The organism is Pseudoalteromonas byunsanensis, assembly GCF_001854475.1.
Classification (GTDB): domain Bacteria; phylum Pseudomonadota; class Gammaproteobacteria; order Enterobacterales; family Alteromonadaceae; genus Pseudoalteromonas; species Pseudoalteromonas byunsanensis.
In genome coordinates this window covers 371,135-392,336 of record NZ_MNAN01000028.1, presented here as the reverse complement: position 1 = coordinate 392,336, position 21,202 = coordinate 371,135, and the positions used below count along the sequence as shown (strand labels likewise).

General features: G+C 42.0%; 10 protein-coding genes. All 10 read right to left on the bottom strand.

From position 1 onward, the window contains the following. Positions 1-8: 8 nt before the first annotated feature. Positions 9-10,118: a type I polyketide synthase gene (locus tag BIW53_RS09365; protein WP_070991567.1), complete on the bottom strand. Its 10,110-nt coding sequence runs from the start codon at positions 10,116-10,118 to the stop codon at positions 9-11. A gap of 8 nt (positions 10,119-10,126) precedes the next feature. Next, positions 10,127-10,567: an acyl carrier protein gene (locus BIW53_RS09360; RefSeq protein ID WP_070991566.1), complete on the bottom strand. Its 441-nt coding sequence runs from the start codon at positions 10,565-10,567 to the stop codon at positions 10,127-10,129. A gap of 70 nt (positions 10,568-10,637) precedes the next feature. Then, the gene (locus tag BIW53_RS09355) at positions 10,638-12,317 is read right to left on the bottom strand and encodes an AMP-binding protein (protein ID WP_070991565.1); all 1,680 of its coding nucleotides are present in this window, start codon (positions 12,315-12,317) and stop codon (positions 10,638-10,640) included. 67 nt (positions 12,318-12,384) lie between these two features. After that, positions 12,385-13,731, bottom strand: coding sequence for a DUF1302 family protein (locus tag BIW53_RS09350; protein ID WP_070991564.1), 1,347 nt, complete (start codon positions 13,729-13,731; stop codon positions 12,385-12,387). A gap of 930 nt (positions 13,732-14,661) precedes the next feature. Continuing rightward, positions 14,662-15,831 carry a cystathionine beta-lyase gene (locus BIW53_RS09345; RefSeq protein ID WP_070991563.1) on the bottom strand — a complete coding sequence of 390 codons (1,170 nt, stop codon included), beginning with the start codon at positions 15,829-15,831 and terminating at the stop codon, positions 14,662-14,664. Positions 15,832-15,833: 2 nt separating this feature from the next. Beyond that, positions 15,834-16,757: an NAD(+) diphosphatase gene (gene nudC / locus BIW53_RS09340; protein WP_070991562.1), complete on the bottom strand. Its 924-nt coding sequence runs from the start codon at positions 16,755-16,757 to the stop codon at positions 15,834-15,836. A 149-nt stretch (positions 16,758-16,906) separates the two neighbouring features. Then, positions 16,907-17,701 carry a glucosamine-6-phosphate deaminase gene (gene nagB, locus BIW53_RS09335; protein ID WP_070991561.1) on the bottom strand — a complete coding sequence of 265 codons (795 nt, stop codon included), beginning with the start codon at positions 17,699-17,701 and terminating at the stop codon, positions 16,907-16,909. 256 nt (positions 17,702-17,957) lie between these two features. Continuing rightward, positions 17,958-19,091 carry a transmembrane glucosamine N-acetyltransferase NagX gene (nagX, locus tag BIW53_RS09325; RefSeq protein WP_070991559.1) on the bottom strand — a complete coding sequence of 378 codons (1,134 nt, stop codon included), beginning with the start codon at positions 19,089-19,091 and terminating at the stop codon, positions 17,958-17,960. 62 nt (positions 19,092-19,153) lie between these two features. Continuing rightward, entirely contained in the window at positions 19,154-20,278 is a 1,125-nt protein-coding gene (gene nagA / locus BIW53_RS09320; protein WP_070991558.1) for an N-acetylglucosamine-6-phosphate deacetylase, read from the bottom strand. Continuing rightward, positions 20,278-21,189, bottom strand: a complete 912-nt coding sequence (gene nagK / locus BIW53_RS09315; protein ID WP_070991557.1) for an N-acetylglucosamine kinase — start codon at positions 21,187-21,189, stop codon at positions 20,278-20,280. Before nagK ends, nagA begins: the two co-directional genes overlap by 1 nt. Positions 21,190-21,202: the final 13 nt, after the last annotated feature.

Genomic DNA, 21,202 nt, shown 5'->3' with positions numbered 1-21,202 from the left:
TACTCCCTTTACATCAATTCATCAGCAAGCATTTTTGCCAGCTCACTGTCGCTCATAGCTTCTAGTTCAAGTTCTGCTTCACGCTGCTTTGCACATTCCACACTATCAACCTGAGGTTGAGACTCTTGCTCAATATGCTCTTGTGGATACATTTTCTCTAAAATAAACGCACTAATGGTTGCAATAGTTGGATAGTCGAAAAGCAATGTGGCTGGTAACTTTTGTGCAACCAATTTGCTGACAGAGTTTCTCAGCTCCAATGCCATCAAAGAATCAAAGCCAATATTCAGAAGCGGCTCTGTAGGATTAATCACATCGTCTTTGTCTAAGGCCATCAATTTGCCAATAACTTCATTCATTTTGTGTTGTATGAACTCAAGGCGCTCTTGTGCTGCTGTCGATGCTAATTGCTGTTTAAATTCATCTATATCTAAACCCTCACCCGCACCTGTTGATATATTCACATGTGTTCGCATATGACTAAAAAAATGCTCTTGTGTACTGCTTGGCAACATACCTAGAATTAGACTCCAATCTACATCCACGACTGCATAGTTTGCACTTAGGGGGTTACCTGCCATGTTATGTCGCTGTAGTTGCATCATTAATTCAAATGCATCTTCTGGTACCAAGAAGCCAAGGCCCTGAGCACGTTCAAACTTTGCTTGAGCTGAAGAACCTGCGGCCATACCAGCCCCAGCCCAAGGGCCCCAGTTAATACTTAAACCACTCAATCCTAGTGCTTTACGCTGATATGCGAGCGCATCTAAAAATGCGTTTGCTGCGGCATAGTTCGCTTGCCCCGTAGAACCAAATACGGTCGCAATAGAGGAGAACAAAACAAACCAGTTAAGTGGCTTATGTAAACTTACTTTATGGAGATTCCAACTTCCCGCGACTTTTGCATCCAACACACTTACAAAAGCTGACCACGGTTGACTATCAATCAATCCATCAGACAAAACGCCCGCACAATTGAAAATACCATCTACTGGCGCAATAGTAGTCTCAACAAACTGATACGCTTGTTCTACACTGGCAAAATTAGTTATGTCACACTGCACCGTGCAAACAGACGCACCAGAGCGATTCCACTGTGATATTTTCTGTTCCACTTCAGCGCTGGTTTGACGGCGAGACAACAACACGACATATTTCGCCCCATTGTCGATTAAGTGCTGGGTCAGCCCAAGGCCAATAGCACCTAAGCCACCGGCAATAATGTAGCTTCGTGTTTCATCAAACCGTTGCTGTGTTTGCGCTACGGTGTCAAGCACGCTGGGCATCAACTTTGCTGTGTATCTGCGATTTTGGATATACCTGACATCTTCAATGCTATCAGCACTGACTATCTCATTTACAATGTTGTTAGACGCAGCTTCAACATTACCTTGATCAAAATCCAATAGCTTAATTTGTGTGCCATTGAATTCATTCCTTAACACTCGTGCAAACCCTTGGAACAAAGCTGCGATCGGCGCTTGTTCACTGGCAAAAGCTGTGAATATCCAGTCTGGTTCTTGTAGGTGCTTCACAAAGGTTTGCTGCGTAAGTAAGGTCGGTTGCAACATACACGTTTGCGCTTTGGATAGGTCATGATCACAGCGGGATGTGATCTCATGAGACAACAAGTTAAGCACCGTGTGTACTTTATGAGATGCAATGATAGCTTCAAGCTTCGACCTAATCGCCTGCTCATCAACTAGAGCAGTTTGTATATCAATACATGATTCATCTAACACTAACCAATGATGCTCAATTCCTCGTTCAGTCAAGCTATCCGCTAATACCGGATAATAGTCATAGGCTAAACACAACACCGATTTAGGCAACGTGGTACTGTGAGTACTAAAGTCATTGCGCAGTGTTTGTTCTTGCCACTGAATATCATATGCAAGCTTAGATAATGGTGGTTTTATCGCTTCAAGTAACACCGATTTTGGCGCCTTTTTGCTACGTAATGCATCAAACCATAACAATACCCGCCCCTCATCATTGAACACCCAGATCCGATGTGAGAATGTTTCCTGCTGCGCCGCTATCTCATCAGCTTGTAGCATTTCAATGTAGCACCAAACGGCTGATGTTATCTCAGCACATATTGACATTGCATCCACAGCCATTGGAATGTAAATATCTGTTGTATCAGATAATTTAAACGTAGCATCTGGTGATGCTGCTGCTGTAGATTGGAAAAATGCATCCATTAATCCTGGATAGATTAGATAGCTTTTTTCAGCATCGCTGTGTGGTGCCCGCAAACGTGTTAACGCTTTACCTGGTTTACGCCAAATCTGTTCAATCCAACGAAATCCGCCTGTCAATTGATATCCAGCAGCGTCCATTTCACGATAGAAATGCTCACCACTAATCATTTCTCCCAGCTCCGTTTGCCAACTTACTAAATCAAACTCAATACTTCTGTTACCAGCACTTTGCTCTGGGTTAGGTATTAATTCAGCACTATAGTGCTGTGTCCACTTTGCTTTATTATCAGATGGCTTACTGTAAGCTGTAAGAGAGCTTTGAGCGGTTGTTTGTGTACTCAAAACATATTGCACATCTTTGTGTTGTTGCTCACCAAACACCATTGCATTAGGAAATAAAACGTTTCTAATTTCATATCCAAAGCCATAATTTCTATCTTTAGCAATCAGTGCCGACATTGCCAGATGGCTTGCGCCAGGTAATACAACTGTGTTGTATAACTGGTGGTCTTCAATCTCAAAAGGGGTGTTGGCTGATGCTGTGTTTATATAAGCCACGTCTCCATTTGCTAATTCAGTAGTCGACCCGAGTGGATTTGATGAGCCACTCTTCGGGCCTGATGACTCAAGCGTAGGATATAAAATGTTTTCAGCAGTTTTTGGCCAAATGCGCGTTCGTTGAAATGGATAAGTTGGCAGCATCACTGCTTTCAATGTGCAATGATTTGCATAGAAATCAGTCCAATTGATATTTTTGCCCATACTAAATAACGCTGCGACAGACGACAAAACAGCTTGCCATTCATTATTACGTTTCAACGATACGCAGAAGTTAATGCTGTCATTATCTAAATGGCGCTTTGCCATACCCATAAGCTGATTGGCAGGACCAATCTCTAGATAAGTGTCCACACTTAACTGCGCAAGTGTATCAAGAGCATCAGCGTACAATACGGCTTGTTCAACATGCGTAACCCAATATTGTGGATCCGTTATTTCGTTACTGATCTGCTCACCAGTCACCGTTGATACGAATGGAATCGTTGGCTTATTCAGTGACACTGAATTAACCACTTCATAAAATGATGCCAACATAGGCTTCATCAAAGTGCTGTGGAACGCGTGTGACACAACAAGAGATCTTGCATTCACATTCAACTGTGCTAATTGCATTTCTAATTGCGCTACAGATGCGGATGAACCTGACACTATGATATTTTTTTCACCGTTAACGGCTGCAACAGAAAGATCCTGAGAATATGCAGCGTCTAAGGTATTAATATATGCTTGCACCGATTCTTTATCTGCAAATACAGCGAGCATGGAGCCTGCTTGACACAATTCAACCATCAATCTGGAACGCGCACAAATCACTTTAACTGCATCTGGTAAGCTCATTACGCCCGCAAGACATGCCGCAGCATATTCACCAACACTATGGCCACATACCACATTAGGTTCTACGCCCCAAGCTACCCATTGTTTAGCTAGGGCATATTCCAAAGCAAACAAAGCGGGCTGAGTGTAGTACGTATCATTTACTTTGCTGTCAAGCTCTTCCCACATCACACTAAGTATTGAACAACCTAGATACTGATGCATAAGCGCATCACATTCAGTTAGTACTCGCTTAAACTCGTTAGCATATTGCGCGAGTTCTTGACCCATACCGACATATTGTGATCCTTGGCCTGTGAACATGAACGCTAGTTTGTTAGCTTTAGTGTGGACATCAGGATAGTCATCTGTAGTACTAAGTTGTTGTCGTAAATCAGCTAAATCAGTTGCCACAAACGCAGTACGATGAGCAAAATGCTCACGCTTAGTGCTAGCCGTATAACATAGCTCAGTGAGTGAGGGCTCATAACCGGCTAGAAACGCTTGATATTGCTCAATCTGGTTCTGTAAAGCCGCTTTATTTTTACCTGTTACGGGCAATACATAGCTTGGATAGACGACATCTTCGCCTAAGTTGGGCTCAGGATTTTGCGCTGTGTAGGCTTCTAAAATGAGGTGTGCGTTCGTACCACTAAAACCAAAAGAGCTAACCGCAGCACGTTTGGTCGTATCACCTTGTTGTGATGAAACTTCCCACGGCATATTTTCTCTGGCAATACGAACTGGACCTCGCTCACTTTTTACCGCCTCACTGAAATGTTCATTAAGTGTATCAACGTGTAAATTCTTAACTATTTGACCATGGTGCATCATCAAAATGACTTTCTGTAACGAGGCAACACCAGCGGCGGCTTCTGTATGGCCTATATTGCTTTTTACTGCGCCGACAAATACATCTGTATCACGCTCAACACCATATACATTCTCTATGGTACGCATTTCAATTGGGTCACCAAGTGGTGTGCCAGTACCATGTGCTTCTACATATTGAATCGCACTCGCTTCACAACCTGCACGTGCCAACGCTTTTTTGATTACTCGCTCTTGAGATGGCCCATTTGGAGCTGTCAAACCCTGACTTCGACCATCATGATTGATGGCTCCCCCTTTGATGACAGCTAGTATATTATCTCCATCTTTTTGAGCTTGGCTGAGTGTTTTAAGTAGCACTAAGGCACAACCTTCAGAGCGCACATATCCATCTGCACTATTATCAAACGTTTTGCAACGTCCACTTGGAGAAAGCATACGGGCTTTTGACAAAGCGACATTGGTCTGTGGAGACAAAGTTAGATTAACCCCACCAGCTAACGCCATGGAGCAATCTCCCTTGCGCAAGCTATCACATGCGAGGTTGATACTAACTAAACTTGATGAACACGCGGTATCTATAGCCATTGCAGGTCCTTGCCAACCCAGATAGTAGGCCAACCGCCCTGCCGTTACGCTAATCGAGTTACCAGTTCCAAAGTAGGCATTGGTACTTTCAACACCTTGGGTCTTTAAAATATGCGTATATTCGTTTGGCCCACAGCCAACAAAAACACCGGAGTCACCAATTTGGTTTGGTAAAATATTCGCGTGCTCAAGTGTTTGCCAACTCACCTCTAACAACAAACGTTGTTGAGGGTCCATCATCATAGCTTCTTGATAACTGATACCAAAAAATCGGTTGTCAAACTCATCGACTTTATTGAGTAGTCCGCCCCACTTTGAGTACATTTTGCCAGGGGCATCTGGGTCTTCATCAAAGAAATATTCGCAGTCCCAGCGAGCATTACCTATCTCACTTACGGCATCCCAACCTTCACTCAATACCCGCCAAAACCCTTGTGGGCTGTCTATCCCGCCAGGAAATCTGCAACCCATACCGATTACAGCAATATCTTCATTTTCTTGGGATTGATGAACATCTTGATGCATTTGTGTTGCTTCGGATTCAACAAATGATTGCGACAGAATGTACTGAGCCAAAGAGTCGATGTTTGGATAGTCGTAGAGCAAACTAACTGGCAAACTAAGCTGAGTACTCTTCGCCAATGTGTTTCTCAATTGCACCGCCATCAGTGAATCAAAACCTATATCGACTAAAGATTGATCTTTGGGGTAATCAAATACATCTTTATTGCCTGAGGCGTAAGCAATCTTTTCACGGATAAAGCGCATTGCATCTGCCTGCCTCTCCACCTCATTTAGGCCAGATAAACGCGCGACAAACTCACTTTCAACCTCATCATTTGACTGAGATAAAGATTCGTTCGGTGTGTTCTTCTGCTCTTGCAAACACCTACTAACATACTGTTTTACATAACTTGGAAATGGCATGACCTGCATAGCATCGTTTAGCTGCGCTAAACGTAACTGCATGACTATTAGATCCTGGTCGTTATGGCGCAAACAGCGGTCAAACACAGCTAAGGCATCTGCAACTGCTAACAATTCTATACCTACAGAGTCCATAGCTTTGGCAACTAGTGCATCCTCAGCCATACCTTGCTCGGCCCAAGGACCCCACGCAATCGCAACACTAGGTAAACTGTTTGTACGCCTAAAGTTGCTCAGATCATGCAAAAAGCCATTTGCCATACCATAAGCGGCTTGACCAATGTTGCCAAATGTTGCAGCCAAAGAACCAAACAGGACAAATTGTTTGACCGGATGCTCTAATGACAGCTGATGTAAATTGTAAGCCCCTACGACCTTGGCACGCTGAACACGCATAAAAGCTGCTTCATCAATATCTTGACTCAACCGGTCTTCCAAAACACCAGCACAATGTATAATCCCTGTTAAATTAACCGGATCACCACTTTGAGTATTAAGTGCATCGTAAAGTGCGCCGTAATCACAAACATCAATGGATAACACTTCAACACATGCACCCAACTGACGTATTTTGTCCAACTTTTCTTGTGTTTCTTGTGGCCACTGAGTACGACGACTAAGCAAAATCAGGCGTCCTACGCCACTTTTAGCCAAGTGCTGGGCGATCACTAAACCAAGAGCGCCCAAACCACCCGAAATCAAATAGCAATCTTGCTGCGAAAATTCATGGTGCGGTGTCGTTGAAGCTAATTCAACATGTTTTAATTTTGGGCGGTAAAGCTGTGAGTCTAAAATTCGCAGTTCATTTTCGTTTAAACTTTTTAAATGACCGCTCAGTGCCATTGCCATAAGTGGCTGATAATCGTCATGCTCTGAACTAGCTAAGACCACACTAACAAAGTTGTACTGTGTCTGTTCCAGTCTTAGCGTGCGAAATAGACTTGTCACGCAGTGATGTAAAGTCATTTCGACATTAGCTGTTGCTACTGTGCTTTGCTCTCGCTGGCAATAAATAAACGATGCGCCTTTGTTAACCCGACTTTTACTAATCAAGGTATTCACCAAGTTTAGTATTGTGAAAGAGTAAACCAGAGCTTCTTGGGCATAGGTGGCGTGGGCGCAAGGTAATATCAATACCCCATCGTACCTATTATCTAGCTCTATCATGCTGAGTGTTTGCTCAGAAAGTAAAAACTGAATATTCAATGTATCAACACATTCTGAATACTCGGCTGACAGCTGGGTCAGTAAGGTGTGCTCGTCACTAATAAGTAACCATTTCTCATCACTGTGAGATTTTAAAAGCTGCTGTGTTTGTGCAATCAGTTCATACTCTACAACACATACTTGAGGCGTATTTAATGCCTGGTACGCAGAAGAGGCTTTAGCACCATGCAAGTAATGTTTTGGGTCATAATCACACCAATACCGCTTTAATGTCGGAGCTGATACAGGTAGATTGATTTGCTTGAAAGGCTCACGCTCTGCTAACGCCTTGGCAGGCAGTAACTTACGAAGGTACATGCTGGTCAAAGTGCTTTGTAGCAGCACTGTATCGTCATGTTTTTTATGCAACGACAATAGCATTTGCCAGCTATTAACATCTATGGTCATACTCAGCAGACCGGTTAGCGTACTACCGCCGCCAATCTCAAGCGTATTGCGCTCTTCACACTGATTAAGGCTTTGCAAAGCTTTATAAAACTGAACAGGCTGAACAATTTGCTCAACCCAATAGTCCGCTGTTGCAAACAAATCACTCTCAAGCAGTCCTGTGACACTCGAAATAAAGGGAACTTGTGGCGCTTTTAATTGAACTGCTTCTACTTCCTGGCGAAAACGTGCCAGCATAGGCTGCATCATTGGAGAGTGAAATGCATGGGAGACTTTTAACTGGGTATGCTTAACACCTTTACTGACCAGTATTTGTTTACAAGCGTCAATGGCTTCATGTGTTCCAGCAACCACACAGCTTTTTTCGCCATTGATAGCAGCAAGAGCTAGCGTTTTATCATCAAACGATGCTAAAAGTTGTTCAACGTACTGTTGAGATTCACTAATACTCAACATTGAACCAGGCTGACACAATGTAGCCATTAACTGTGCGCGCTTGATGATCAGTTTAAGGGCATGCTCAATAGACATCACACCTGTAATACATGCTGCTGCATACTCACCAACACTGTGTGCAAGCACGACTGAAGGACGTAGCCCCTTACTCTGCCAATAAACACACAGCGCAATCTCAATGCAAAAAATTGCTGGTTGTGTAAATTCAGTATTATCAATCAGATCCTGTTGGTTTTCTGAGTCAGTGTTATGCCACAAAATGTCAAGTAATGACTTTCCTGTCTCCTGTAAAAACAAGTCGGCACAGGTATTTAACGCGTCTGTGAAAACAGTATTTTTTTGATATAGCTGTTTACCCATTCCTAGGTACTGAGAGCCTTGTCCTGAAAATAAGAAAGCAACCTGATCATTTGAAGGCTGCAATGCATCGAGGTTATGAAAGCATTGCTCACTTGTGCGCCCAGCAATAAAACCTTCCAGTTCAGTTATTAATTGTTTGATTGAACTAACATAAAATACAACTCTAGCAGCTTGATGTACTCGCTTCGCTCTACTATTTGCACAGATTTCCTGAAGACTATCTGTCGATAAGTTCAAAAATGCTATCCAGCGTTTCGCTGTTTCATATAACGCATCTTTTGAGCCTGCACAGAACACCAATGTGTCAGGTTGCTCAGATAATTTTTCCCTTTCCTCAGTCTCAAACTCGCTGTTCCCATCGTGATACGCTGAGGTGATCATATGAACATTCGTACCGCTTAAACCAAACGCACTTATTGCACCGTATTTTTTGTTCTCGGCCAAGTCCCATCGTTGCATCTGATTTGGGATTTCTAATTGATATTTTTGCCATGAGATATAGGGATTTGGCTGTTCAAAATGAACTTGCGGCGCGATAGTCTGAGTTTTGTGAGACATCACCATTTTAATCAAGGACGCAATCCCTGCCGCAGCTTCTAAGTGCCCAATATTAGCTTTTACTGACCCCAGCAATAGTGGTGTTTCTGGGTCTGTATTGCGAAGTGCTTTACCCAAAGAGTTAACTTCTATAGGGTCCCCAAGGCTTGTTCCAGTACCATGTGTTTCAACGTAATGTATATCAGAAGCTTGTACATTTGCGTTTTCTAACGCCTGCTCTATTACTTTTTCCTGCATTGCACCATTTGGTGCCGTTAACCCGTTACTTGCTCCATCATGGTTAACTGCTGAACCTTCAATCACAGCGTAAATTTCATCGCCATCAGCTTGTGCTTGACGCAAGCTTTTCAACACGACAACACCACAACCTTCACCACGTACGTAGCCATCAGCGTCCGCATCAAAGGTTTTGCACAAACCCGTTTTCGATAATGCTTGTAACTTTGACAAACCAATACTAACTTCAGGCGTTAAAATCAGATTCACACCACCGGCAAGTGCGGTATTGCTTTCTCCTCTGCGAATACTTTCACAAGCTAGATGTACTGCTAATAATGAAGAAGAACAAGAAGTATCCAACGCAACGGCTGGGCCATGGAAATCCATTAAGTAAGAAATACGACCAGCAGCTAGACTTGGCGCACTGCCCAAACAAGCATATCCATCAATATGCTCATCAGTCTCATGACTCAAGGTAAGGCGAGCATAATCATTGGTACTACAGCCTATAAATACACCAGTTTTATTCTCTTTGCCTTGCGCTGATTCCCTTTCGACACCTGCATGTTCAAGAGCTTCATGACATACCATCAAAAGCATTCGCTGCTGCGGGTCCATGAGTTCAATTTCTGGTTCACTAAGGTTGAACAGGCTTGCATCAAACATATCAGCTTGCTCGACCATACTAATATGCTTTGTATAAATCGTTGCTGGTTGCTCGCCTGACGCATCATAGAACTTGTCCGCATTCCAACGTTCATTAGTCATTTCTCTGACAGAGCATTTGTTTTGTAACAAATATTCCCAGTACTGTTCAGGACTGTTACACCCATCAGGGAAACGACAAGCGGCACCAACAACTGCAACAGGCTCGTGCCGTTTCATCTCTTTGATTTCAGCTCTCAACCCTTGAATTTCATTGTAAGAGGCTTCTAACAGTGAATTTATTTGCTCTTGCTTGTTCTTGTTCGCAGTGCTCATACTGATACTTACGCCTCAGCCTTAAGGTTCTTACCGAGTAATTTTTCTAGCTGCACTGCAATATCATTTTCTCTTGGCGCATCATGTGCATCTTTGACCAAGATAGATTCTGGATGCTCTTGAGTATGTCGCTGAATCAAAGTAGCAATATGTTGAGATAGACGACTTACATTTGGATACTGCCATGCTGCAGTAGCGTCCAACTCAACACCGAAGTCAATATTGATCTTTTCGGCCAATGCCACTGAGTCCATCGAGGTTAATCCCAGCTCTGAAAATGCAACTAGCACGTTTACATCCATATCTTCAAAATAGTCATGCTCATCTAACCAAGTTATAAGGTGGTCTGACACAGACTTCGCAATCTCTTCACGAGACATACACACAAAATTTTTAGAAATGGACGTAATATCTATTTCTTTCCTAGGAGAAAGTTCCAATTCAAACATAGTTTTTCCTTTAAACATTTATAGGTATGGGGATAAGCAGTGGCAGCATGTTTTGCTGCCTTGATGCTGATTATGCAATGAGTTGCGAGTCTCCTTCGTAAACATCTAGTAGCCCTTCTTTCAATCTAGAGAGGATGACCTTGCGTCGTTTCTTACCACTAGAAGTTTTCTCAATCGTCCCTTTAGCGCAGAGGTAGACTTTTGCAACTACAACATCATGCGTTTGAGCGATGGCATTGGAAATAAGCATTTGTTTTTCAAATATTTCATCAGCAGAGTCAATCACTGCGGTTTCTACAACCACGTGTAACCCCATCACTCCCGTTTTTTCATGTTCAATGGCTAACAAAACTGATGCTGAAGCACGAACAAAATCTAAGCTTTCTACCGTTTCTTCGATATCTTCAGGTACAATATTTCGACCGTTGTAAACAACTAAATCGTCTTTTCGGCTGTAGAAATAAAGCTCGCCGTCATCACTAAGGAACCCTAGGTCACCCGTTCTAAAGCGGCCATTGGCCAACTTCTCTTCGGTTATATCTGGTTGGTTAATATATCCAGATGTAAGGCAGTCACTCTCTATATTGAACTCACCCATTTGCATCGGTGCTAAACAATTATCATCTTTGTCACGCACAGTAATGATATGACGCGCATTTGGATAACCCGAAGAAACAAGGGAGATTGAATCAGGGTGACCCTGTTCAACAAATGACACTTGACCCGATTCGTCAATCACGACGGAGTTAATTTTGAGAGCCCCCATTTTACTGACACTGGCGCCTAAACTGTTTTCGGCCATACCGTATGCAGTGTGAATGCGCTCTTCAGAAAGACCAATTGGAGCCAGTGCTTTTCGCGCCTTTGTCAATGTAATACTGCTGACTTTTTCTGCCGAGATGTACACGTGCAACTTTCTAAGGTCAACATCCTCTTGGTTGTACAGGCGTTTGATTGAACGCATTGCAACGGCTAGGGCTGAGTTGGTTGTAAATGTGATATCTACACTATATTTTGATAACAGCTTAAACCAGCGAGGAGGGTTTCTCATATAGAAGTCGGGTGAGGCTAACACATTGTTACAACCGGAAAAAACTGGGTATAAAACGCCGGTAAACAATCCCATATCATGATTAATTGGTGTCCATGAAGCCGTTGTTTCACACACCGAGTTATTACCGTGATGATCAAAAATATGTTGTAGCTGATTTACCGCCATTCCATGGGTAACCACCACTCCTTTAGGGAAACCAGTACTACCAGATGAAAATTGTATTATTGCCATATCCGTCAGTCTGGGTGGGCAAATATTTACTTCTGGCTTTGGTTCAATTGCGTTCAATTCTGATATAGACAGAACTGGAATACCTAATAAACTTTTCCATTCATTTATATCTTCGCTGCCGAAGGAGTCAGCACATACCAGCATAGAAAATTTACAAGATATATGGCAACCCTTAATAAAGTTGCTATAAGAATGGTATTTCCCTGATTTAGTACGCAATGGAACTGCGACGATATTTCTTTGCCAACAAGCATATAAACATGCAACCAATTCCAAGCCATTCGGTAGTGCGACACCGACAATGGATTGCTCTCTTAATTCCAACTGCTCGAATCGAGAAGTATACTCACCTATGATTTTTTTGAGTTCGGCTAAATTAACCGTTTTATCCATATCTGGGAAATACCACTCCACTGTAGGCTTTGTTTTTGAAAACTTCTCGAGGTAATCAATTATGGTAGACATATCACTTCCTAATAACACTACTTTCCAAAGTAAAAATTTACAAATGACTATAACCAGCCATTAAACGTTAAAAATACCATTTAAAATTAAGACCAATCTGATCTCTATCGTCATATTGACCAAAAACTCCTATATAATCCCCATAGAAATTATTCAAATAAATAGACAACGAATAATTATCTGAAATTCTATAATCACCACTAAATCTGACTAAACCATCATGGTCATGCACGTCATAAAACCATTGCGCCTCTATATCCAAATTATCATTCCACGTACTCAGTCGATAAAGAAATGTGATAATCTCGTCATTTTCAACAACAGATAATGTCGGCTTATAATCAAGTATTCTACTTTGATAAAACTGAAAGCTAACCATTGAAGATTCAAATCCATAATAGTCAACACCAATTACATAATTTAACTCTGGAGATATTTGAACACCGTCAAAATCTCTCGCGTCATAATCTATATAATATCGATTAGTAGAGTATGCGACTTCAGCCCTGATAACGTAGTCCGAATACCCTCGATTGAGACCAAACCCATATGTTTTTGTTTTTTTGAAAGTTTCATGAACAGTAACTTTAGGAATGTCACTTTCAAGATTAATAAACCTTAAAAATGCAGGTCTATCATAATAATGATTCAGATAGTTTACGTTTATATCCAAGCCAGATATCTGTTTTGAAATTTCAAAACCATAGTCTGAGTCCTTGATTACACTATTTGGTTTATCTACTGGTTCTATAATATATTCGGCAGGATATGGACTAGGATACTGAGGCATTAGCCTTGATGAAGTTAAAACAAATTCACTGTCATTATTAGCAAACTCACTATAAGATTGATCAGGAATCCAAATTAATTGAGCGCTAAAGTCATCAAAATATAAATCGTAGCGAACAGACCATAATGGGATCCTCGCATCTTCTAAATCCTCTAAAACAAACTCACGGTAGCGAATTGGATTAACAAGGTCTAATACAGCCACGCCATCTGCTTGACCCCAAGCAATTTGCTGTTTCCCAACCGTCAGTTCGTGACCAAAAAGCTCCGTTTGGTAATAAAACTCTCTCAGGTCAAATAAAACATTATCACTTCCGAATAATGCTATTCTGTGACCAGCGGCAGATGGCTCATTTTCATAGGGGTTGCCTCTTTCCAAATTCCCCCCAAGATCAAAAGAAAATGTATTTGAGAAAAAAAGCTTTCCACTTTCTAGCTCCCAATCAAATTCAAGCTTAAGTTTTAATTCTGATTTATTTAAATATGATTCATCAACATTATAAACCGTGGAGTATTCCATCAAATACTCACTTTCAATCTCATCTGATAAAGCACACGAAGAGAACAATAAATTAGCTACAACATAGAAATTAAAAACAGAAAAAAATCTTAAAAAAACACCCAAAGCCATTCCTTAAAAAATATAGACACGTTTAAAACGCGGCAGATAGTACCATGCAAAAAAAACAACAAACAAGGCATTAAATATTACGCAATCATTTAAAAATTAGAATAAAACAACTAAATAAAACCATTTATTCAGCAATATTTATAAATTGGTAATATTCAGTAAAAGGCAATATTCAGTAAAAAGACAAGCTTAATAACTCTAAAATTTAACCAAGCAGCAACATAAATTCACTTAATATTAATCAGGTACAGCACATTGAACTTTGTATTCTTCAAGAAATTCCGAGAAGAAAAAAACTTAACAATAAAGTATTAGAGCAATTGCGTAATACAGTACAACAACGGACATGTGCCACTGTTCACGATAGGAAGCAGAACCAAGACAGTTATGAAAGAGAAAAGTAGAAGGTAAAAAGTTAAAGATCCGCGAACAACTATAAAAGTATTCCTACGAGCCTACGAAAACTGCAATTATGAAGTTATTTTGATAAAAGTATTAAAATTTGAGGAAAGTTTCTTAGCGGTGAAAATCAAGCAACATTGTTAAATAAATAATGATAAAAAACACATCATTTAGAGTAATAATTCTTTTACCACCTTATTTAGCAACATAAAACACCATTTATAATAAAAAGGAATAAGGTATGAATAATTTAATAAATGCGCTCGTAGATAAATAAAATATGAAGCTTCTATCTAGGATAGAGGGTTTTTCAACTCTACGCTGCAAGAGAAATATTGCACGCTTTGAGCACTAATGTCTGGCATACAGCACATCAACAGTGTGTAATTTGATGCTACCCACTCTCTGTCATGTTATTTAAATCAACAGTTATTGATTAAGTCATGCCAGTATTTTTAACTAAAACGGTTGCAGAACAAAAAAGCCCACTTCAAAAGTGGGCTATATAGCGGCTGCACATCATCAGCAATTTTGTTGGTAAACTTCCAGTGCTTGACCCAAATCCAATATTAAATCTTCTACATCTTCTAGGCCTATGTGCAAGCGGATAACTGGTCCCTTATCCCAACCTGTCGTGCTACGAAGCCCAGCCATAGTTTTGTTGGCTGTGACTAGGCTCTCGTAACCTCCCCATGAAAATCCCATTTTAAAGTGCTCTAATGCATCTAGAAACGCATTAATTGCCTTTTGTGTACCTGTACGCATCACAAAAGAGAACAAGCCATTACTACCGTTAAAGTCGCGCTTAAAAAACTCATGTCCCGGACACGTTGGCATTGCAGGGTGTCTTACATGGTCCACCAACGGATGCTCACTTAGCCATTGAGCGACTGTTAGAGCCGCTTTTTCATGTTGCGCTAATCTAACCGGCATGGTGCGTAAGCCTCGCAAAGCAAGATAAGCATCATCAGCAGAAGTACATTGCCCTAACAAATATGAGTGTTCTCTAAGAGTTGACCAGTACTTTTCATTTGCCACAGCAACACCCATCATCACATCTGAATGCCCCACTATGTACTTGGTTGCAGCCTGAATACTAATGTCTACTCCATGATCGAGTGGCTTGTAATGCCAACCATTACCATAGGTATTATCTAGCATAGTCATCACACCATGTTGCTTTGCCACTTTAACTAAACTTGGTACGTCCTGTACTTCCATGGTGATAGAGCCTGGCGACTCTAAAAATAGCACTTTGGTATTTTCTTGAATCAAAGCGTCAATGCCAGCGCCAATCATTGGATCGTAGTATGTTGTGCTTATTCCAAGACCAGCTAAGATTTTATCGCAAAAGTCTCTAGTTGGTTCATAGGCGGTATCAACCATCAATAAGTGATCTCCGGCCTTTAAGAAAGATAACAATGACTGACTTATTGCCGCCGCTCCACAAGGGTACAATGCACAGCCAGCTCCGTTTTCAAGCTCCATTATTGCGTCTTGCAAGGCGTAATGAGTATGGGTGCCACGACGACCATAAAACAGGGTGCGATTACCCCGTTCTTTAATAGCTTCATGCAAATCGGCAACACTGTCAAACACCACTGTTGAGGCCCGCTGAACAACCGGATTAACTACGCCTTGTGTATACTGAGATTTGCGACCGGCACTTACCAGCTTTGTATTCTTTTTCATTTTTATACCTTTATGTGTGCGCGCCAATATTCAACTAAATAACGTGAAATAGAATCAGGACGCGTCAACTTGAAACCGGAGTCTGTATCACCCCACTGACCAAAAGCATTTAATTGTTCACGAGAAAACCATTGCGCATCTTCTAAATCATCTTGATCAATTTTAATGTCGGTGGTGCTTGCTTTGCCGATAAAACCCAGCATCAATGATGATGGAAATGGCCAAGGTTGCGAAGCAATATATTCAACGTCAGTCACGTCAATATTGGCTTCTTCTTTGACTTCCCTTATTACCGCCTGCTCTAGAGTTTCTCCAGGGTCAACAAAACCAGCTAACGTTGAATACACGCCCTCTGGCCAATTCGCCTGACGGCCCATTAAACACCGTTCAATACCATCCTCAAAAGTGTGGGTTATCAACATAATCACCGCAGGATCCGTACGCGGAAATGTCATATGTCTACATTGGCTATTTTGACAAAGCCTAGCATGCCCACCCTCAATGCTTTCATTGGTGTAACCACAGCGGCCACAAAAACGGTGAGTCTTATGCCAATAACATAATCCTCTCGCTAGCACACCTACCGAAGCCATGTTGTAATCAAGTTGCAGGCCAATATTGCGCATATCAACAAACTCAAGTTCACTGCTAGCAAGCAGGTCCGTTGTATGTTCAGAGCCCGATACATCCAAAGCAAAATAACTATACTGCTCATCGACACCAAGTAAAATGGCATTTTTTTTGTCAAAATGACTTACCTGTGTGAAAGTAAGTAAGTGCAGTTCACTACAGGCTACATTGACTAGGTTTCGGTCTTTATCAATGAGTAGCCAAAGGCTATTTGAGTTTTTTTGCTGCTCTATCCACTGCTGATCTTTGCGTTCATTGGAGGCACGATTGAGGTGCATATACGAGTAATGTAACAAAGCCTAGTCCTTGTTGAAAATGTTTGCATAAAACTACCACATACACACTAAAAGCTAAACTCCTACCACCGCAGGGAACACCCATTACGCTTGCAAAACGAGCAAAAAAAAAAGCCCTTTCGGGCTTTAAACTATAGTGTAACTCCACACTACAAAGAGGCAAGGTAATCTTGAAGCTTCTGGTTTTCAGCTTCAATATGTTGATAAAATTCAATATCTTTAAGCTTAGATGCGGCTGCTAGGTCAATCACTACTACCGCATCTTTGTGTAGTTGCAATGCTGAGGCAGGACAGGAGGCCGTTAGTGGTCCTTCTACCATATCACGAACAGCATCAGCCTTATTTTCTCCTGTGGCAAGTAACACAACTTTTCTGGCATCCAAAATAGTGCCAATGCCCATAGTGATAGATAAATGAGGCTGGTATTCACCTTCTTCAAAGAAACGTGCATTATCTTCGATTGTTTCTCTGGTAAGAGTTTTGACGCGCGTCCGAGAAGTTAGGCCAGACGAGGGTTCGTTAAACCCAATATGACCATTACGGCCAATACCCAACAATTGTAAATCGACCCCTCCGGCTGCTGCCATGCGGGCTTCATAATCCTGACATGCTGTCATCGGGTTTTTCGCATCACCAGGTGGAACATGTGTATTGTCTTTATCGATGTCGATATGATTAAACAACTGCTCATCCATAAAGAATCGGTAGCTTTGTGGGTGAGAACCATTCAGACCTAGGTATTCGTCTAAATTAAACGTGGTTGCATCTTTGAAACTAATCACCCCTTCGCGATTGCGACGAATAAGTTCTTGATACAGAGCCACTGGTGTTGAGCCAGTTGCCAAGCCTAAGACTGATTCAGCTTTGCGTTGTAACTGAGTTGAGAAAATATCTGCGCCATAGGCTGCCACTTCTGCGGCATCATTCATAATAACAATTTGCATAGTATAGGCTCGGTGTTGAGTACAAAGAAAAATGGGATCTGAACCTTACTTCGCGTGCAATCAAAGGAAGGCCAGATCAAACCTAATTGGGATACACTGTAATTAGGCATTACCATTATGACAACGCTGTCATTATTATCAGAATAAAATGCTTTGTAAAGTAAAAGTGAAGGAAAATTCTCTATTTTTAGGTCAAAAACACGCAAGCCCGCATTTAGTGCGGGCTTGCAGACATTGAAATAAATTAATTTTACTATCATACACTGACGAAAATCTTACGCTTGTACATCCAGTGTAATACCAACAACTGCACTAATAAAAGAGCAATAACAGAGAGTAAAGGCTGCCATTGTGGATCTGATGCGCTCACCAGAGCACCAAACAAACTTTTACTAATATAGGTCCAGTTAACCAATGAAGAGGCAAGATAAATAATGATGGAGTTTGCGCCAATAATAATAAATGGATAAGCGAGACGCTGTCCATTTAGCACATCCACCAAAGCATAAAAAGCCGCGAATAATATGGCACTCCATCCAACCGTTACCAAGACAAATGAACTGCTCCACAATTCTTTATTTACAGGAAAATGCCAATCCCATATCCAGCCCACCAGTACACTCACCACCCCTGCTGCAAAAAGCATAGCCACACTGCGCCATTGACCAAAACATTCAGCTTGAGCAATAAAACGACCGACAAATACTCCGGCAATTGCATTAACAATAGCAGGCAAACTGGAAAGTACTCCTTCTGGGTCAACGACCCGGTTCTGGTAACTAATTCCTGGCAGTAGATGCTTGTCAAACCAAGCATTCCAACTACCCGCCCCCATCGCACTTAAATCGCCTGCATCTCCCCCTGGAACGGGAATAAAACAGAGCAAAAGCCAATAAAACAGCAAAATACCTACCGCCACAATCGCCTGAACTCGTGCGCTGGTATGCCACACCAATAGCGCACAAAAAAACCAAGCGATAGCGATACGTCCCAATACACTCGAATAGCGTATTTCGTCCAAAGCCGCAGGTATGCCTGTTCCCCAGCCGTGGTTATACAAAACCCCTAAAAAACATAATAACAGGAGTCTTTTTAATGCCTTTTGATAGTAGGGTTTGCGCTGTGAAAAGGGTAACTCGTCAATCCGTTTAGGGGAAAGACCCATCGCCACACCAGAGAGAAATATAAATAATGGGAATATCAAGTCATAAAACGTGAAACCATGCCACTGGCTATGTAGCGTATGTGCTTCGAAGAGCTTCCACCCTTGCCAGCCCGTTAGCACAAATAACGCAGCAAAAATTGACTGTCCACCTAAAATCCAAAACATATCCATTCCTCGCAATGCATCTAATGACGCGAGGCGTTTTTTCTTTATTATTGTATTCATTTTGGCCCTCCTAAAAGGAAAAAGCCCCGTTAAACTGCAACGGGGTTTTCATTCAGGGAAATCTATAATTGATGTCCAGCGATGTAAGTGGATTGTGTAAACAATTGCTCATCTAATACCACGAAGTCTGCATCCGCCCCTTCGAGTAAGTGCCCCTTAGCCTTAAGCCCTAAATATTGAGCTGGATAGAGTGAAGCCATTCGTAAGCTTTCACTCAATGACACTTCCAGTTCATTTACAGTGTTGCGTACCGCACTGGACATATCTAATACACTACCAGCTAGTTCTCCCGTGCTAGAGTTCAGCCTATCACCTGTTCGTATCACCTTACGGCCATCGAAGAAGTCAAACTCCATGTCATTTGTGCCAACAGGTGGCATCGCATCCGTAACTAACATTATTTTGCCACGCTGTTTTGTACGAATCGCCAGCTTTGCCGAGGTACTATGAACATGATGCCCATCGACAATTATTCCACACCAGCTATTGTCATCCCACAATGCGGCACCAACAACACCTGGCTCGCGAGATGTGAACGCGGACATAGCATTAAATAGATGCGTGAAACCGTCTGCTCCAACATGAAGTGCAGCCATCGTCGTATCAAAGTCGGCATTAGAATGCCCAATACTGACCTTTACTCCGAGCGCAACCAAACGTTTAATATCTTCCAACGGCACTGTTTCAGGCGCTAAGGTGACCATTTTTATACCTAAATCTTGACGTGCGTAGATAGCAAACTCTTCTTGCGAAATAGGCCTAATATACTGCTCGCTATGGGTACCCTTTTTAGGGTGAGATAAATGTGGTCCCTCAAAATGGATCCCAACAATACCTTTTTGCTTGTTAGCTACGGCCTGAGCCGTCGCATCTGCTGCAGCTTTCATCACTTCTATTTTGTCAGTGATCAAAGTTGGCATGATAGCTGTTGAACCATACTGACCATGCGCTAACAACATCTTCTCTAAACAAGCACTCGACTGCTGAGCATTGAAAAATGCCCCGCCACCGCCATTGACCTGAACATCTATGAACCCGGGAACTACCAGTCCTGATAGAGGCTTAATGGAGTCACTGTGAGCGTCAACATCAAAGCTTATTTTTCCGTCTTTTACAGCAAAACAAACATTTTCTTTAAAATCAAAACCGTCAAATAGCTTATCCGCTCGATATATGTGTGTCGTCATTAATTAACCTTTTCCAAACTCTGCTCTACATTCTGAATCGCAAAATAAATCGCGCCCATCTCAGGTGGCTGCTTTGGAAGCTCAACACGCGCAGCAACATCAGGGTCTAACCATTTATTTAGTGGCTCGGCCAATCCACCAATCATCGATAAGCGAGGTGGCTGGTTTTCTAATAAACGTTTTGCTAGGCGGCTAATATAATCTGCCCCCTGAGTGACAATAGATAGCGCAACTTCATCTTCTTGTTCTGCAGCACTAAATACAAATCGAGCTAGTTTGGCGTATCCGCTAGACGGTTGCCCTGCCGTTTGTTCAGCAATTCCCATTGCAGTGAGTGTATTAAAGTGAGATTTGAACATATCTGTCAATGCGGTACTTTTGCCCAACCCATCTAAGTCAAGTAATACGGCTTTAATTGCTTCCAAACCCATCCAAGCACCACTGCCAATGTCACCTTGCGCAAAACCATGGCCACCATAATTAACAGAACGTCCGCTGACGATAGAAAAACCGCACGAACCAGTGCCGGTTATAATAACTGCGCCGTCCTGTCCTTCATGTGCTCCAATACAAGCCGTATGTAAGTCCGTGGTTAAGAACATTTGTCGGAAAGGGTGATCCCACTGCATGATTTTGTCATATAGAGCCGGTAAATTAACGCCAGCTAGACCCATTCCGGCGTTGAGCTCATGAACTTGCTCTACGCGCAAGCCAGCATCTTGCAGAGCTAGCTGTGTAGAAACCATGATTGACTCTAACGTACGTTCAAGACCATGTAGTGGATTTGCCGGACCTCCCAGCCCAGTGCCTAGCACACCGTGTTGCTTTGAGTAGATAGTAGCGCGGCATTTGGTTCCTCCGCCGTCTATACCTATATATAACTGGTCTTGTTGCACCTGTTTAGCCATCATGTAGCGACCTCTA

What these genes read in the sequence shown, in the direction of transcription:
- BIW53_RS09360 (WP_070991566.1), bottom strand. Translation starts at nt 10,567, where the DNA reads ATGTTTGAATTGGAACTTTCTCCTAGGAAAGAAATAGATATTACGTCC.
- BIW53_RS09355 (WP_070991565.1), bottom strand. Translation starts at nt 12,317, where the DNA reads ATGTCTACCATAATTGATTACCTCGAGAAGTTTTCAAAAACAAAGCCT.
- nagA (WP_070991558.1), bottom strand. Translation starts at nt 20,278, where the DNA reads ATGACGACACACATATATCGAGCGGATAAGCTATTTGACGGTTTTGAT.
- BIW53_RS09345 (WP_070991563.1), bottom strand. Translation starts at nt 15,831, where the DNA reads ATGAAAAAGAATACAAAGCTGGTAAGTGCCGGTCGCAAATCTCAGTAT.
- nagK (WP_070991557.1), bottom strand. Translation starts at nt 21,189, where the DNA reads ATGATGGCTAAACAGGTGCAACAAGACCAGTTATATATAGGTATAGAC.
- nagB (WP_070991561.1), bottom strand. Translation starts at nt 17,701, where the DNA reads ATGCAAATTGTTATTATGAATGATGCCGCAGAAGTGGCAGCCTATGGC.
- BIW53_RS09365 (WP_070991567.1), bottom strand. Translation starts at nt 10,118, where the DNA reads ATGAGCACTGCGAACAAGAACAAGCAAGAGCAAATAAATTCACTGTTA.
- nagX (WP_070991559.1), bottom strand. Translation starts at nt 19,091, where the DNA reads ATGAATACAATAATAAAGAAAAAACGCCTCGCGTCATTAGATGCATTG.